Below are 14,887 nucleotides of genomic sequence, written 5' to 3'. Positions count from 1 at the left end.
TATGAGTTCATCATTAAAAGCAACGCTGAATGGTTGGCATTTATGGGGTCTTGCCGTCGGTTTAGTGATATCGGGTGAGTATTTTGGCTGGAGTTATGGCTGGGATAAAGCAGGCACTTTGGGGTTTTTAGTCACCTCCATTTTAATTGCTGTTATGTATACCACCTTTATTTTTAGTTTTACCGAGTTAACCACTTCAATTCCGCATGCGGGTGGGCCTTTTGCTTATGCAAGGCGTGCTTTTGGTCCAAGAATGGCTTATGTTGCGGGTTTTGCAACTTTAATCGAGTTTGTGTTTGCGCCCCCCGCCATTGCTATGGCAATCGGTGCTTACCTGAATGTACAGTTTTCAGGCGTTGATCCTAAACTCTTTGCAATGGGTGCTTATCTGATATTTGTTTCGTTGAATATTATTGGAATACGAATTGCCGCTACTTTTGAATTATTCGTCACATTACTAGCGGTTTTTGAACTGTTGGTGTTTATGGGTGTGGTTTCACCAGGTTTTTCTATGAGTAATTTTGTAGCTAATGGCTGGTCTGGGCAAAATGATTTTAGTATGGCGGCAGTACCTGGCATTGTAGCGGCCATACCTTTTGCTATTTGGTTTTTCTTAGCCATTGAAGGGGTTGCCATGGCGGCAGAAGAAGCAAAGGACCCTAAAAGAACCATTCCAAGGGCTTACATTGGCGGGATTTTGACATTGGTATTCCTGGCTATGGGTGTTATGGTGTTTGCCGGCGGTGCTGGTGATTGGAAAGCGCTGTCTAATATCAATGACCCATTACCACAAGCCATGAAGATGATTGTGGGAGAAAATAGCGGCTGGCTACATATGCTGGTGTGGATTGGCTTGTTTGGTCTAGTTGCCTCTTTCCACGGTATTATTATTGGATACTCGCGCCAGATTTTTGCATTATCGCGTGCAGGTTATATGCCCAAGTTCTTTGGTGTCATCAATGATAGATTCCAAACGCCACATCGTGCAATTATTGCTGGTGCAGTAGTTGGAATGGTGGCTATTTTAGGTGATAACTTTGAGTTTGCCGGGCAAACCCTCACTGCCAACTTGATTACCATGGCAGTGTTTGGTGCAATCGTCATGTATATTGTTTCTATGATGAGCTTGTTTGCATTGCGTAAAAAAGAACCTGATTTAGAGCGTCCATTTGCGGCGGTGGCCTATCCATTGTTTCCAACTATTGCGCTGGTAATGGCACTCATCTGCTTGGTCACCATGATTTACTTTAATCAACAAATTACTTTAGTATTTTTTGGTTTAATGGCGTTAGGTTATGTTTATTTCAGTTTGACGCAACATCATCGCGATGCTTCTGCTGATAACAAGGTTGTTGCTTAAATTGATAGAGTTGCACCGCGTTAGTTTTCTTTGGCGCGGTGTAAGCTTTTTAGTTTGGCCTGTCAGATTTATACAAAGGTAACTGCATCATGGCTTATCGCTACATTGTCGGTACGATAACTTACCAATTTTCCGACCTAAAAGAAGTGTTGGCCAAAGCTACGCCTGCACGTTCAGGCGATTATCTTGCTGGCTTGGCTGCTGAAACTTATGCTGAGCGTATGTCAGCTAGGATGTGTTTGGCAGAAATTCCACTTAAGCAGTTTTTAGAGGAGTTAATTATTCCTTACGAAACTGATGAAGTCACACGGCTGATTGTAGATACACACGATAAAGAGGCTTTTGCTGAAATTAGCCATCTTACAGTAGGTGATTTCCGTGATTGGTTGTTGTCAGATATAGCGGATTCGGTGACTTTAAAACGTATAGCACCTGGCATCACGCCTGAGATGGCTGCTGCTGTTAGCAAGCTGATGCGTAACCAAGATTTGATTTTGGTTGCAAAAAAGTGCCGCGTGATTACTAGCTTTAGAAACACCATTGGTTTGCCAGGCCACATTTCTGTACGCTTACAACCTAATCACCCCACTGACGATGCCCGAGGCATTGCTGCTTCTATGTTGGATGGTTTGTTATACGGCGCGGGTGATGCGGTGATTGGTATTAATCCCGCTACTGACAGTTTACCTGCACTGATGGATTTGTATTATCTGGTAGATGAAGTGATCAATCAGTACAATATTCCTACGCAATCGTGCATTCTTACCCATGTCACTAATCAAATTCAGTTAATAGAAAAAGGTGCGCCTGTCGATTTAGTATTTCAATCTATTGCAGGGACTGAAAAAGCCAACAAAAGTTTTGGTATCGACATTGCGCTACTAAAAGAGGCGCAATCTGCCGCACTTTCGCTAAATCGCGGTACCGTTAAAAATGAATATGGCGGCAGTAACGTCATGTACTTTGAAACAGGGCAAGGGTCTGTGCTTTCAGCAAATGCAAATTTCGGGGTTGATCAACAAACCTGCGAAGCGCGTGCTTACGCCATTGCGCGGCATCTATCTCCACTATTGACCAATACTGTCGTTGGTTTTATTGGCCCTGAGTATCTGTATGATGGCAAGCAAATTATCCGCGCAGGCTTAGAAGATCATTTCTGCGGCAAATTACTAGGTGTGCCTTTAGGCTGTGATGTTTGCTATACCAATCATGCTGAAGCTGATCAAGATGATATGGACACTTTAATGACATTACTTGCTACCGCTGGTTTGACCTTCATCATGGGTATACCGGGCGCTGATGACATTATGCTTAATTATCAAACCACTTCGTTTCACGATGCACTCTATTTGCGTAAAGTGCTGGGCTTACGCCCTGCGCCAGAATTTGAGCAATGGTTAAAAACGATGAATATTATGGATGCTCAAGGTCAAATCCAACCAGTGAGCAAAACGCATAGCATGTTGCAAAATATGCCAAAAAATTTGCTAAGCGCGCAGCTTAAATTTTGCTGATGCTCAGCATGGCAATTGATAATTTATGAGCAAAATACCTAAAGACATTTCGCCAGCGGCGCATTTATCAGTAGACCCCTGGCGTCAACTCAAAGGTTTTACTCGTGCACGTATTGCCCTTGGGCGCGCGGGAAGTAGCCTACCAACCAAAGAAGTATTGGATTTTGGTTTAGCACATGCCATGGCGCGTGACGCTGTGCATTTAATGCTAGATATCGATGCGCTGGAAAGCGGTATACAGTCACAAGGTTTTAAAACTATCAGGGTACACAGCAAAGCGCCAGATCGCCCAACATATCTGCTTCGGCCGGATTTAGGCCGTAGGTTGACTGATCAGAGCTTGGCAGAGTTAGAGCGTGTGGCTATGCTTAGCAGGAACGCAGCTGTGACTATTGATTTTATGATTGTAGTTGGTGACGGGTTATCTTCATTGGCAGTAGCACATCACGTAACACCTCTGCTTGCTGAGGCGCTTAAATATATACCAGCAGAATGGAAGCTGGGCCCTGTCGTCATTGCAAGTCAGGCGCGGGTTGCATTGGCTGATGAGATAGGACAAGTGCTCGGTGCGCGTATGGTGGCAATGCTCATAGGAGAGCGGCCAGGGCTGAGTTCTCCAGATAGTTTAGGTATTTACCTTACCTATCATCCTAGGCTGGGCTTAAGTGATGCCGATCGTAACTGCATTTCTAATGTACGCCCTGAAGGTCTGCACTATGTGGGCGCTGCAAAAAAATTATTATGGTTAGCAAAAGAAGCCGCTCGGCTTAAAGTGTCTGGGGTAGCGCTAAAAGATGAAAGTGATATTCAGGAAATTGACCAGAAATCCATGCTGCACATAAGTAAACTGTAATGAATATGTGACAAGTGGTTTGTAGTTGAATAAACTGTATTTTACTAAACTGTATTTTACTAAACTAAGGTTGAATCACTTTAGCTACGTTAATAAATTCCATCTTAATTGGATGCAACCTTTTAAAGGTCGCTGAAGGTAACTCATCAAACATTTTTTTATATTCTTGAGAAAAATGTCCAAAATGCCAAAACCCCCAATGTGCGGCAGCCTCAGTCACTGAGTTTGCTGTTTTAAGCATGCTGCGTACACCGTTTAATCGTTCAGCCCTTAAGTAAGCCATTGGCGTTGTGTTTAGCAGGTTTTGAAAACAATACTGCAAAGTACGTCGGCTGATACTCAGTTGCTGGCATACTTCAGCAACGCTGATAGGCATATCCGCATGTTTACGGACCAATTCGCGGGTTTCGGCAAGGATATTCCAGCACTTTGCATTGGTGATGGCGTGATCTGCCAATTTATCTGCCGTGGTTGTGCTGTCGATTAAACAGTCTGTTAACAGCGAGATGATAGTTTGACTAAGCGATGCCTTGTTTTGCGTATTTTCAAGTAATTGAGGTTGCAGTTGTATCATTTCAAATACCCCAGCCATAAAGTTGCGTACGGTATTTGTTCTTATGTTATCTAGATTAAGCAGATTTGCATGTGCAATATGTTGCAGTGCCACCCCTCTGTCTTCCGCGCTTAGCGAATTTAACAGCGAGTCACGTTCAACTGAAATTCCGCCCATCAGCAATTGTGTAGGCGAGAAAAACTCAAAGCCCTCTTTACCTGAAAAAATATGTATAGAATGATTATCACAGGCCGAGCCACAGAATAAGCCGTTGCTGCCAAATTGCAGCGGCACGCCTACGGCAATGACATCTTCAGGTAATTGCCCATGTTGAAACATACTTTGGCTGGTGTACTCAAGAAATAAATGGATGCCATCAAAACGCATCTCAGAAACATAACCTTCAAAGCGTCCTGACGAAAGCTGAGCGTAATCCTGGTTCCATCCTTGAAGCAACGCAGCTTGCTCTGCAAAATCGCCAGTGCGTTTAAACCCCACAAATGAAGATGCAGGCGGACTTACAGGCGATTCAATATGTCGATGGAGTAGCATCATAATTGCATTCCGTATCAGGTACTGATTATCATGCAATAATTACGCCAAGAAAAACAGCTATATTTATACAAATCAAGGAGATATTTGTATTTTTATGCACCAAAATTTCGCATAACCAGCATTTTTGCACCAAGAAAATAAGTATGTACCTGCATTTAGTGTTTGGCCTAAAATTAACAAAACATTTAACTAGAAGCAGAACAAGTTATTGCAGTTGATGTAATTCCAGCTTTCTTAGTTTGGGTGCTAATTTAGCAGTAATTCCTACAACGCTAAGTGTCATGACTCCGCCGAATATCACTGAAGGTACTAAGCCCATTAAGCGTGCGGCAACGCCTGATTCAAACGCGCCTAACTCATTAGACGAGCCGATAAAAATGCCGTTAATGGCGGATACACGTCCGCGCATTGCATCTGGCGTGGCAAGCTGCATAATGGTTTGGCGCATGACCACTGAAACGCCATCAAATAAACCCGAGAATAGCAGTAAAACAGCCGCCATCCAAAAACTGGTGCTTAAGCCAAAGCCTATAATGCAAATACCAAATCCTGCCACTGCACTTAATAACCAACGCCCCGCGTGCAGGTTAATCGGGTGGCGAGCGAGCCATAGCCCAGTCATGATGGCCCCTAACGCGGGCGCGGCGCGTAAAATACCTAAGCCTTCAGGCCCTGTTTTGTATATGTCGTGAATAAAGGCGGGTAACATGGCCACTGCACCACCAAATAGCACAGCAAACATGTCCAGCGATAATGCGCCCAATACAATCTGGTTGTTAAACACAAAGCGTAAGCCCTGTGCAATGCTGGTGAATACGGGTATGTTTTCAGATTTTTTAGGCTCTTTTACTTTAAGTAAAAGCATCGCTATAGCTGCGCCCAGGCATAGTAAAGTAGCAACCGCATAAGCTAACGTTTTACTACCAAACCCTACTAATAAACCGCCTATTGCCGGGCCTAATACCAGCCCTGCCTGAAAGACCGCTGTACCTATGCCTGCAGCGCGCACGTATTGATCGCGCGGTAAAATGATGGCAAAGAGCGTGCTGTAACTAGGCGCTATAAAAGCCCGTGCAATACCTGTAAATGCAATAGAGCCGTAAATCCATAGCGTAGCATTCCCATTCAACCAGCCAAGGGCCAATGCTGTGAGTGTAAAAGCGTTAAGCATCAGTAGCACAGCGGATAGTGCGCCGAATAATCGACGTGAGTAAAAGTGATCAACTGCATGTCCGGCAAACAATGCTGAGGCAAAGTAAGGGATTACTTCCGCTAAACCAATTAAACCTAGTGAGAGTGTATCGCGGGTGATTTCATAAATGTGCCAGCCCACCACTACTGCCATGATTTGATAAGCTAGTACCATTTGAATGCGAAACGCTAAAAGCTTGGCAAAAGCATAGTTGTGATATTTGAATAAGTCCATAGGTGAGATTATAAGTGCAAATACCTTACAGAGCCGAGCGTGGTAGAATCCTGTCGGTTAGTGCAGTGAATAAGGCAGTAAGCGGGGTTGCTTGCTAATTAAGTTTAGCGAGAAATTTTCGCCGATGAGTCGTCATTGACCTAGTGTGACTCTGCCGATATAGATTAGGCGCACTAACCATTTAGCTATGGCTACTTGGGCACTCGCCACAAATACCAGCTGGCAACGGTACGATATGGGCTCCAAGCCTTACCGATTTCAGTGATTTCTTTTCGTTTAGGCGCTATATCCAGTTTTTTAAGGCGCTTATAACCTTCTGCTATACCAAAATCATCACCAGGAAGTATATCTGGACGCCCTAAGGTGAATATCAGTAACATTTCTACCGTCCAGCGGCCAATACCTTTAAGTGCGACCAGGCGCTGAATCAGGTCTTCATCAATCATTGCTTCAGCGTCATTGCGTGAAGGTACAAGCCCGCTTAATGTGCTTTCAGCAATGCCTTTCAGCGTTTCAATTTTTCTGCCAGAAAAACCGCATGCGCGTAAATCATTAAATTCCGCTGCCATGACTTGTTCAGGTGAAGGAAATTGAGTCGCTGAGGCTTGATCAGTATCAATCCCACTAAAAAGTTTGATGAATTTCCCCAGAATTGCATCGCCCGCCTTAGCATGCAATTGTTGATAAGCAACCGCACGGATTAATGCTTCGTAAGGCTCACGCTCAGGCCTGAGCACGAATGTGCAGGGTCCCACGGTGTTGATTAACCAAGCCCAGTCTGCATCAACGCGGGTCAAATAGCTGGTCGCTTTTATTAAGTCGTAATTTTTTGGAATCATTTGCTGAATCTTGCCTTGTATCAAGGTAACGGTTTGATAATGAAGTTATTATTAATAATGGTTTACGAAATTTCAAAATTTTTCAGGTATCTTGTTATAGGCATGTTTAAGAGGCTAGTATGCAAATTAAAATGAACAAACCCAACCAAAATGATATGAAAAAGCTCGCATTGTTTAATCTTGGCTTTCGCCCATTCTTTTTAGGGGCGAGTATTTTTGCGGTTATTTCAATTGTATCGTGGATGCTTATTTATTTTTCTTTAAGTACTGTGAGAATTGAGAATGTCTCTACCAGCCAGTGGCATGCCCATGAAATGTTATACGGCTACGGCATGGCAGTAGTTGCAGGCTTCTTATTAACGGCGGTTAAAAACTGGACAGGTATCTCAACGCTGCATGGCAAGCCTTTAATGCTGTTGTTTATGCTGTGGTGTACTGCAAGAGTATTATTTTTGTTTGGTACAGCGCTATTGCCTTGGGCGGCAACGGCAGATTTGCTATTCGGGCTTATATTAATTGTTGCGATTGCCATCCCGATTGTTAAGGCAAAGCAATGGATGCAACTTGCAGTAGTGAGTAAAATCATTTTGCTGTGGGTTGGTAATCTGGTTTTTTATCTTGGTTGTTTTGGCGTGCTGGCAAGTGGCATGCTGTATGCCATTAATGGTGCGGTGTTGTTGTTCATTAGTTTAATTTTGATGATTGGCCGCCGAGTCATTCCATTTTTCATCGAACGCGGTGTGGAATATAAAATTCAGCTAAAGCAATATAAATGGCTAGATGTCAGCATATTGTTGGTTTTTGTAGCATTATTCCTGAACGTCATCTTTCTACAAATCGCATCGCTAACGTCATTGCTGGCAGGTGTTTTATTTGCCTTGAATGGCTACCGTTTATACAATTGGCATACTGCCGGGATATGGCGTGTGCCCTTGTTATGGAGTTTGTATTTATCGGCTTGGCTGATTAATCTAGGTTTTTTCTGCTATGGATTACAAACGCTATTTAGCCATTTGTCTATCTTGACGCTGCATATATTCACCATTGGCGGTATAGGTTTAATGACGTTAAGCATGATGTCACGGGTGGCTTTGGGTCATACAGGGCGGGACATTAGAAAGCCTTCACGATGGATGAGTTTTGCCTTTGCAGGCGTTGTGGCAAGTGTAATATTTCGTGCAGTTGTGCCGATGGTCACCATGCAGTTTTATCCAAGCTGGGTGTTCGTTGCCGCTATTTTTTGGATATTGGCTTTTGCTATTTTTGTAGTGATTTATACGCCAATATTGCTAAAGCCGAGAGCAGATGGCGCTTTTGGATAAATCAAACTCTAGGCTGATAAAAAATCCTAGACTAATAAATTTTTCAATCCAATTTTTGTGATTGATCTATTAGCTACAATTTGAAACGAAAGTAAAGCTTTAGATGGATTTGTTTGATGACGTGCAGCCTAGCAAGCTGGAAATTGCTAGGGATGCCTATTTGCTAAAAGGGTATGCGCAAGAGAATGAAGAGGTGCTTCTAGCTGATTTGGCAGCTATTATTAGCCAAGCGCCATTGCGACATATGATGACAAAAATGGGCTTTGCCATGTCCGCTGCAATGACCAACTGTGGCGCATTGGGTTGGACTAGCGACAGAAAAGGGTATCGTTATGATGTGAAAGACCCTGTAACCAGTAATCTTTGGCCAAAAATACCAGTCAGTTTTCAGCAGCTTGCTAATCAGGCCGCAGCAGAAGTCGGATTTAAAGACTTTCAACCTGATGCTTGTTTGATTAACCAATATAAAATGGGTGCGAGCATGGGTTTGCATCAAGATAAAAACGAGCTGGATTTTAGTCAGCCGATTGTCAGTGTTTCGTTAGGCATGTCTGCCATTTTTCAATTTGGTGGCTTAAGCCGCTCGGATAAGTCTATTAAAACTCCACTAGCGCATGGCGATGTTGTGGTGTGGGGCGGCGAGTCCCGCTTGAATTTTCACGGCATTTTGCCGCTTAAAATGAATACGCACCCAATTTTGGGTGCGTATCGGTATAACCTGACTTTTCGCAGGGCAGGCTAAATGGATTACAACTTCAGTGCTGCTTTAATGCGTCTCAATGTTTGGCTAATCAAGTTACCGTCTAGCTTGTAATGCTTATGTAATGGTTTTTTTACTACCCAGCTGGCCGTCATGCCTGCAGGAAAAGTGACTAAGTCGCCTTTACCAAAAACAACTGGCGTGCCGCCTGTTGGTGTAATCACGCATTCACCTTCTAGAATATAAGCGATTTCTTGTTCAGGAAACGTCCAGGGAAATACAGAAACCTCTTTTTGCCAAGTTGGCCATTTACTTACATTGAGTGCGTCTAAACGAGATTGATCTGGATTTTTTTCTACAATGATTTGATTATCTGCGGCCTGGCTCATGTCGGTTTCTTTAAATAGTTAAGATGCGCTATTTTAGCCTATCGCTGCTGAATTGTTATTGTAAAGTAGCATAAGTAGTAAAATAGCTTTTTTTGAGTCAGTCATGAATTTTATATGCGTATTAGTTTAGAAGATGCAGTAGCAAGACTTCGCAATGGGGAAGTGGTGGCAATTCCTACCGAAACTGTATATGGCTTGGCTGCAGATGCGACTAATGATGTTGCTTTGCAGAAGATATTTACCACCAAACAACGCCCCGCAGACCACCCGTTAATTGTGCATATTAGTGATATTAGTCATGTAACTGATTGGGCTGCAAGCTTTCCCGAGATTGCAGTTAAACTAGCTAAAGCTTTTTGGCCTGGGGCGCTCACTTTGGTATTACCTGCAAAAAGTCATGTTTCAAAAGTAGTGCGAGGCGGTGAGCCAACCATCGCGTTACGCGTTCCCAATCACCCCGTTGCGCTTGCTTTGCTTAAGTTGAGTGGATTGAGCGTTGCTGCACCATCCGCTAATTTATTTACGCAACTTAGTCCGACTACAGCGGCGCATGTCGAGGCTGGTTTAGGCGTGGCAATACCTGTGTTGGATGGGGGCGCATGCCAAGTAGGCATTGAATCTTCCATTGTGAGCGTGTCAGCTGATGGGCAATGGCAGTTGTTACGACCAGGCATGATTAGCGAGGCCGATATTCTAAAAGTAGTAGGTAGTAAGCAGCAGATAAAAGTTGAAAGTGAAGATGAAAAAACAATTCAAGCGCAAACGCCAAAGGTCCCTGGTCAACACGCATTGCATTACTCGCCACGTACGCCACTAATGTTATTTAATAATAGAGCCAATCTCATTCAAGAGTCTGAGGTGTTAATGCAAGCAGGCAAAACATGTGCTGCCTTGATCATTGGTGAGGGAAATCAGCCTAACTGCCAAGTTGTGCAGTTAACCAGTCAGCCCAATGAAGTGGCCGAGCAATTGTATGGTGCGCTACATGGCTTGGATGCACTACAAGTGGACTGTATTTTGGCCGAGTTGCCGCCAAATGCGCCAGCATGGGTGGCGGTTCTAGACCGGTTAAGTCGAGCAGGTTATAAAGGATAAACCTGGATTTAAGCCTAATTAAACATATAATCCCAATTTATATTTATAAGCAGATTGAATAATTTAAAACAAGCAAAATCCATTTTCTTAATATATGCAGGTTCAAATATGACTAAAAAATTAAAGCAATTACTCATGGCGACTGGTTTAATGGCGCTGGCATCATGTAGCGCTGTTAATCTCAACCCGTTTAGTTCAAATACAAAAGAGCAGTCGCGGACACCACAAAACGCTACAGCCTTTATATGTGATGGCAATAAGCAGTTTTATGTGCGCATGCTCAATAATGGTAATGATGCTTGGCTCATGTATCCAGACCATGAAGTGAATCTAACAAAATCTGCAGATAATAAAAATCACTTTACCAGCGGAGTAATTACCTTAATGATGAACGGTGACGAAACCACTTTAGATGATGGTGAGAAAATTGCCTACACAGGTTGTAAACCGCAGATTAAGAAATAGTATTTCACTGCTTGGCTTTTGATTTAAGTCTTGCAAACACTGCTAAAAAGGCGTAGTTTTGAGGTTTAAGCATCTATTTCCTATGGAGTGACCCATGGATAATAAATACGGATTAGGTAGTAACAAAGTGGCGACAGAGCACCATGAAACACATCATAAAACACCTGTAGTCCATGCCAAGCACTGTAAATTTTGTGGAAGTGCGGACTTAGTGCTGAGTCCAACCATGCATGATCATCGCTGTGCAGATTGCGGTGAACTGCAGAACGACGTTCCGCAAGGCTATTCGACAGGAAGAAGTAGTGACTTCTAGATATTTATTTGGAAACGTTTTTCATCTTGTTTTAGTGATAGATGGGATGGCGTAAAGTTTTCTTTAAGAAAATTGTCTTTAAGGAAAGACCTAGACCTGTTTTTTCATTTTTTAATAAAAATCAAAAATATACTGTTAATTTTCTCAACTTTTAACAATTACACCCGTTAAAAGTTCTATAATCTTGCGTACAAAAACACCCTTTCCATTAAACAACTCCAAAAGAGAAGATAAATGATTACGAAAAATGCTGATATTGGCCTAGTTGGCCTTGCTGTTATGGGCCAGAATTTGGCTTTAAATATTGCCGATCATGGCTACACCATTGCGGTATACAACCGTGACTCAAAAAAAATGGTGAACTTCATTGAAGAATGCAAAAAGAACGAACCTTCTTATGAGCGTGTTGTAGGACATGCTGATTTAGCTTCATTTGTTTTAAGTATTAAACGCCCACGTAAGATTATTTTGTTAGTTAAAGCAGGCAGTGCAACTGACGTGACTATCAACGCTTTATTGCCTTTCTTAGAGCAGGGCGACATTATTATCGATGGCGGCAACTCATTGTGGACAGATACTATCCGTCGCGAAAAAGAACTTGCAGTTAAAGGTATTGATTTCATCGGTTCTGGCGTATCAGGCGGTGAAACTGGCGCACGTTTTGGCCCTTCACTCATGCCATCTGGTACACGTAAAGCGTGGTCTAGTTTAGAGCCGATTTGGCGTGACATCGCGGCAAAAGTCGATGCAGTCACTGGTGAACCTATGGAAGGGGGTAAACCGGGCAAGCCAGTGGTAGGCGGTTTTGCCTGTGCTGAGTATATTGGTCCGGACGGTGCTGGCCACTATGTGAAAATGGTGCACAATGGTATTGAATACATTGACATGCAGTTGATTTGTGAAGCTTACTGGTTGATGAAAAACCTGCTTGGTATGCAAGCTGATGAAATCGGAAAAGTTTTTGAAGAGTGGAATAAAGGCGAGCTATCAAGCTTCTTGATTGAAATCACTGCTGATATTCTGCAACAAAAAGATCCTATGGGCCCTGGCTTCTTGGTAGACAAGATTTTAGATACTGCCGGTCAAAAAGGTACAGGCCAATGGACTGCAGCGAACGCGCTTGAATTAGGCGCTCCTGCCAACGCTATTGCTGCCGCGGTTTACGCACGTGCGCTTTCAAGCTTAAAAGAAGAGCGTGTTGAAGCAAGTAAAATTCTAAAAGGGCCAGCGATTAAAGTTGAGACAGATAAAAAAGCAATTATCGATGCGATTAAAAACGCGCTGTATTGCTCAAAAATCTGTGCTTACGCGCAAGGCTTCCAGCTGATTGATAAAGCACAGGTAGCTTACAATTGGAAACTTAACTTCGGTGAGATCGCGCAAATCTGGCGTGGCGGTTGTATCATCCGTGCACGTTTCTTGCAAAAAATCACAGATGCTTATGCATTGAATTCACGTTTGAAAAACTTGATGTTAGACCCATACTTCACTAATGCAATGAACGAAGGTCAAGCAGGCTGGCGTAAAGTGATTGCCTTGGCAGTCACTAACGGCATCCCGGCACAAGGTTTTGCTGCTGCAATGGCTTATTATGATGGTTACCGCAGCGCAGTTTTACCGGCTAATTTGCTACAAGGTCAACGTGATTACTTTGGTGCGCACACTTATGAGCGTACTGACAAACCACGTGGTCAGTTCTACCACTTGGATTGGCCAGAAGCAAGTCGTCCGCAGTTAGAAATGTAATTTAGAGGACTGTAGAATAAAAAAAGCACTGATATTTATATCAGTGCTTTTTTTATTTAAATTACCTGATGACTTAATTGTTATTTAGCGACTTGCTTTTCGCGCATCTCATCAAGTGTTTTGCAATCAATGCAAAGTGTTGCAGTCGGACGCGCTTCTAAGCGCTTTAGACCGATTTCAATACCGCAACCCTCACAATAGCCGTACTCTTCGCTCTCTATATTGCGCAAAGTTTCATCAATTTTCTTAATTAATTTACGTTCACGGTCACGGTTACGCAACTCTAAAGTCATATCTGACTCTTGGCTGGCGCGGTCGTTTGGGTCTGCAAACATAGTCACTTCATCTTGCATCGTGTGTACAGTACGATCAAGATCATGGCTTAGCTCGGCTTTCCAGTCATTTAAAATCTTGCGAAAGTGATTGAGCTGATGTTTGCTCATATACTGTTCGTCAGGTTTTGGCTGGTAAGGGGTAAATTGTTTAGTAATAACTTCTGCCATTGTGTGCCTCAGAAACTTAAAAAGAGTTACTTAAAAAGACCTATTTAAAAAGCCGCTTAATAAAATAAGCATTTATAAAAATTAGCGCGTGAGTGTACACCGAATAAAGCTTTGATGCAAAGTAAGCCTAATTGCTTGAATTATTTACAAGATTGTACTCGAGCTTCTTGTAGCTCAAGAGCCAGCAAGGTATTTTCCATCAATGTTGCCACCGTCATAGGGCCTACGCCTCCAGGCACTGGGGAGATGTAGCCGGCACGCTCTTTGGCTGCCTTAAAATTCACATCACCAGCAATAGTCCCGTCTGCCAATCGATTTATACCAATATCAATGACCACTGCGCCAGGCTTAATCCAAGCCCCTTGTATGAGTCCAGGCTTGCCTGCAGCGGCTACAACCAAGTCAGCCTGCATAATGATTTTACTTAAATCTTTGGTATGGCGATGGCAGCTAGTCACTGTGCAGCCTGCGAGCAGTAACTCTAGCGCCATTGGACGGCCTACATGGTTAGAAACGCCCACAACTACCGCATCTAAGCCCATTAATTCTATATTTGCTGCCTGTAGCATCTTTATCACGCCAAAAGGCGTGCAGGAGCGCAAGGTGGGTTGGCGTACCGCCAGTCTGCCGATGTTGTAAGGATGAAATCCATCTACATCTTTATTTGGGCTGATATGTTCAATGATGTGTTCATCTTTAATTTGAGGCGGCAAAGGTGACTGCACAAGAATGCCATCGATAGTATCATCTTGATTTAATTGTTCAATCAGGCCAAGTAGCTCAGACTCCGAAGTAGAGGCTGGCAAATTATAAGCGACTGAGCGAATGCCGACTTTTTCACAGGCTAAACGTTTGTTACGCACGTAGATGCTTGAAGCAGGATCTGCGCCGAGGACGATAACCGCCAAGCCGGGCGCACGTTTATTTGCTTGCAGGCGATTATTAATACGAACTTTAATCGAGTTTAAGAGATTTTCAGCAATGGCTTTGCCATCAATTATTTGAGCGGTCATTTGATCTTGGTTTACTTATTTTTTAAGAAATATTGAAAATAAAGTAACATTTTATCATAATAGATTTGACCTCCAGCCCAGTTTGCAGTATATTTCTGCCCTTCGGCGTGTAGCGTAGCCTGGTAGCGCGCCTGCTTTGGGAGCAGGATGTCGGGAGTTCGAATCTCTCCACGCCGACCAAATTTTAACTTGTTGAATTGCTTCGTAAATCATCAACAAATAAAGATGAAAGTCAGCCCGA

General features: G+C 43.2%; 15 protein-coding genes and 1 tRNA gene. 10 read left to right on the top strand and 6 right to left on the bottom strand.

The window, feature by feature from the left end; all coding sequences use genetic code 11:
* Position 1: 1 nt before the first annotated feature.
* From eat to eutC, 3 genes are all read left to right on the top strand, one after another.
* Positions 2-1,360, top strand: a complete 1,359-nt coding sequence (gene eat / locus Q8J82_RS08825; protein ID WP_305326991.1) for an ethanolamine permease — start codon at positions 2-4, stop codon at positions 1,358-1,360.
* An 89-nt stretch (positions 1,361-1,449) separates the two neighbouring features.
* Positions 1,450-2,874 carry an ethanolamine ammonia-lyase subunit EutB gene (locus Q8J82_RS08820; RefSeq protein WP_305326992.1) on the top strand — a complete coding sequence of 475 codons (1,425 nt, stop codon included), beginning with the start codon at positions 1,450-1,452 and terminating at the stop codon, positions 2,872-2,874.
* 25 nt (positions 2,875-2,899) lie between these two features.
* Positions 2,900-3,727: an ethanolamine ammonia-lyase subunit EutC gene (eutC, locus tag Q8J82_RS08815; protein WP_305326993.1), complete on the top strand. Its 828-nt coding sequence runs from the start codon at positions 2,900-2,902 to the stop codon at positions 3,725-3,727.
* Between the two features lie 64 nt (positions 3,728-3,791).
* On the opposite strand, the gene Q8J82_RS08810 is transcribed toward eutC, so the two are convergent.
* From Q8J82_RS08810 to Q8J82_RS08800, 3 genes are all read right to left on the bottom strand, one after another.
* Positions 3,792-4,835 carry a helix-turn-helix domain-containing protein gene (locus Q8J82_RS08810; protein WP_305326994.1) on the bottom strand — a complete coding sequence of 348 codons (1,044 nt, stop codon included), beginning with the start codon at positions 4,833-4,835 and terminating at the stop codon, positions 3,792-3,794.
* Between the two features lie 205 nt (positions 4,836-5,040).
* Positions 5,041-6,261, bottom strand: coding sequence for an MFS transporter (locus Q8J82_RS08805; protein WP_304890525.1), 1,221 nt, complete (start codon positions 6,259-6,261; stop codon positions 5,041-5,043).
* A gap of 191 nt (positions 6,262-6,452) precedes the next feature.
* Positions 6,453-7,100 (bottom strand): DNA-3-methyladenine glycosylase, encoded by a 648-nt coding sequence (locus Q8J82_RS08800; protein ID WP_305326995.1) that lies wholly within the window; start codon positions 7,098-7,100, stop codon positions 6,453-6,455.
* A gap of 119 nt (positions 7,101-7,219) precedes the next feature.
* Between Q8J82_RS08800 and Q8J82_RS08795 the strand changes: the two genes are divergently transcribed.
* Together Q8J82_RS08795 and alkB are read left to right on the top strand one after the other, a co-directional pair.
* Positions 7,220-8,422, top strand: a complete 1,203-nt coding sequence (locus Q8J82_RS08795) for an NnrS family protein (RefSeq protein ID WP_305326996.1) — start codon at positions 7,220-7,222, stop codon at positions 8,420-8,422.
* Positions 8,423-8,525: 103 nt separating this feature from the next.
* Entirely contained in the window at positions 8,526-9,164 is a 639-nt protein-coding gene (alkB, locus tag Q8J82_RS08790) for a DNA oxidative demethylase AlkB (protein ID WP_305328146.1), read from the top strand.
* Positions 9,165-9,169: 5 nt separating this feature from the next.
* Here the strand turns inward: alkB and Q8J82_RS08785 are convergent, their stop codons facing one another.
* Positions 9,170-9,511, bottom strand: coding sequence for a cupin domain-containing protein (locus tag Q8J82_RS08785; RefSeq protein WP_304890521.1), 342 nt, complete (start codon positions 9,509-9,511; stop codon positions 9,170-9,172).
* Positions 9,512-9,625: 114 nt separating this feature from the next.
* Here Q8J82_RS08785 and Q8J82_RS08780 point away from each other — a divergent pair, with 114 nt between their 5' ends.
* The 4 genes from Q8J82_RS08780 (at position 9,626) to gndA (ending at position 13,130) form a co-directional block, all read left to right on the top strand.
* Positions 9,626-10,606, top strand: a complete 981-nt coding sequence (locus tag Q8J82_RS08780) for an L-threonylcarbamoyladenylate synthase (protein WP_305328145.1) — start codon at positions 9,626-9,628, stop codon at positions 10,604-10,606.
* Positions 10,607-10,714: 108 nt separating this feature from the next.
* On the top strand, positions 10,715-11,071 hold the full coding sequence (locus Q8J82_RS08775) for a hypothetical protein (protein ID WP_305328144.1): 357 nt from the start codon (positions 10,715-10,717) through the stop codon (positions 11,069-11,071).
* Between the two features lie 94 nt (positions 11,072-11,165).
* On the top strand, positions 11,166-11,384 hold the full coding sequence (locus Q8J82_RS08770; protein WP_304891029.1) for a hypothetical protein: 219 nt from the start codon (positions 11,166-11,168) through the stop codon (positions 11,382-11,384).
* 234 nt (positions 11,385-11,618) lie between these two features.
* A complete protein-coding gene (gndA, locus tag Q8J82_RS08765) occupies positions 11,619-13,130 on the top strand; it encodes an NADP-dependent phosphogluconate dehydrogenase (protein ID WP_305328143.1) in 1,512 nt (503 codons plus the stop codon).
* An 80-nt stretch (positions 13,131-13,210) separates the two neighbouring features.
* Here the strand turns inward: gndA and dksA are convergent, their stop codons facing one another.
* Positions 13,211-13,633 carry an RNA polymerase-binding protein DksA gene (dksA, locus tag Q8J82_RS08760; RefSeq protein ID WP_304891031.1) on the bottom strand — a complete coding sequence of 141 codons (423 nt, stop codon included), beginning with the start codon at positions 13,631-13,633 and terminating at the stop codon, positions 13,211-13,213.
* 140 nt (positions 13,634-13,773) lie between these two features.
* Positions 13,774-14,646 carry a bifunctional methylenetetrahydrofolate dehydrogenase/methenyltetrahydrofolate cyclohydrolase FolD gene (gene folD / locus Q8J82_RS08755; RefSeq protein WP_305326531.1) on the bottom strand — a complete coding sequence of 291 codons (873 nt, stop codon included), beginning with the start codon at positions 14,644-14,646 and terminating at the stop codon, positions 13,774-13,776.
* A gap of 103 nt (positions 14,647-14,749) precedes the next feature.
* Between folD and Q8J82_RS08750 the strand changes: the two genes are divergently transcribed.
* Positions 14,750-14,826: transfer RNA gene (locus Q8J82_RS08750), tRNA-Pro, on the top strand.
* Positions 14,827-14,887: the final 61 nt, after the last annotated feature.

It is taken from the genome of Methylotenera sp. (assembly GCF_030684185.1).
In the GTDB taxonomy this organism is placed as follows: domain Bacteria; phylum Pseudomonadota; class Gammaproteobacteria; order Burkholderiales; family Methylophilaceae; genus Methylotenera.
The sequence above is the reverse complement of the archived record's forward strand: the minus strand, read 5'-3'. Positions and strand labels throughout refer to the sequence as shown.

Excerpts from the sequence above, each read along its gene's own strand:
- eat (WP_305326991.1), top strand. The coding sequence starts at position 2 with ATGAGTTCATCATTAAAAGCAACGCTGAATGGTTGGCATTTATGGGGT.
- Q8J82_RS08820 (WP_305326992.1), top strand. The coding sequence starts at position 1,450 with ATGGCTTATCGCTACATTGTCGGTACGATAACTTACCAATTTTCCGAC.
- eutC (WP_305326993.1), top strand. The coding sequence starts at position 2,900 with ATGAGCAAAATACCTAAAGACATTTCGCCAGCGGCGCATTTATCAGTA.
- Q8J82_RS08810 (WP_305326994.1), bottom strand. The coding sequence starts at position 4,835 with ATGATGCTACTCCATCGACATATTGAATCGCCTGTAAGTCCGCCTGCA.
- Q8J82_RS08805 (WP_304890525.1), bottom strand. The coding sequence starts at position 6,261 with ATGGACTTATTCAAATATCACAACTATGCTTTTGCCAAGCTTTTAGCG.
- Q8J82_RS08800 (WP_305326995.1), bottom strand. The coding sequence starts at position 7,100 with ATGATTCCAAAAAATTACGACTTAATAAAAGCGACCAGCTATTTGACC.
- Q8J82_RS08795 (WP_305326996.1), top strand. The coding sequence starts at position 7,220 with ATGCAAATTAAAATGAACAAACCCAACCAAAATGATATGAAAAAGCTC.
- alkB (WP_305328146.1), top strand. The coding sequence starts at position 8,526 with ATGGATTTGTTTGATGACGTGCAGCCTAGCAAGCTGGAAATTGCTAGG.
- Q8J82_RS08785 (WP_304890521.1), bottom strand. The coding sequence starts at position 9,511 with ATGAGCCAGGCCGCAGATAATCAAATCATTGTAGAAAAAAATCCAGAT.
- Q8J82_RS08780 (WP_305328145.1), top strand. The coding sequence starts at position 9,626 with ATGCGTATTAGTTTAGAAGATGCAGTAGCAAGACTTCGCAATGGGGAA.
- Q8J82_RS08775 (WP_305328144.1), top strand. The coding sequence starts at position 10,715 with ATGACTAAAAAATTAAAGCAATTACTCATGGCGACTGGTTTAATGGCG.
- Q8J82_RS08770 (WP_304891029.1), top strand. The coding sequence starts at position 11,166 with ATGGATAATAAATACGGATTAGGTAGTAACAAAGTGGCGACAGAGCAC.
- gndA (WP_305328143.1), top strand. The coding sequence starts at position 11,619 with ATGATTACGAAAAATGCTGATATTGGCCTAGTTGGCCTTGCTGTTATG.
- dksA (WP_304891031.1), bottom strand. The coding sequence starts at position 13,633 with ATGGCAGAAGTTATTACTAAACAATTTACCCCTTACCAGCCAAAACCT.
- folD (WP_305326531.1), bottom strand. The coding sequence starts at position 14,646 with ATGACCGCTCAAATAATTGATGGCAAAGCCATTGCTGAAAATCTCTTA.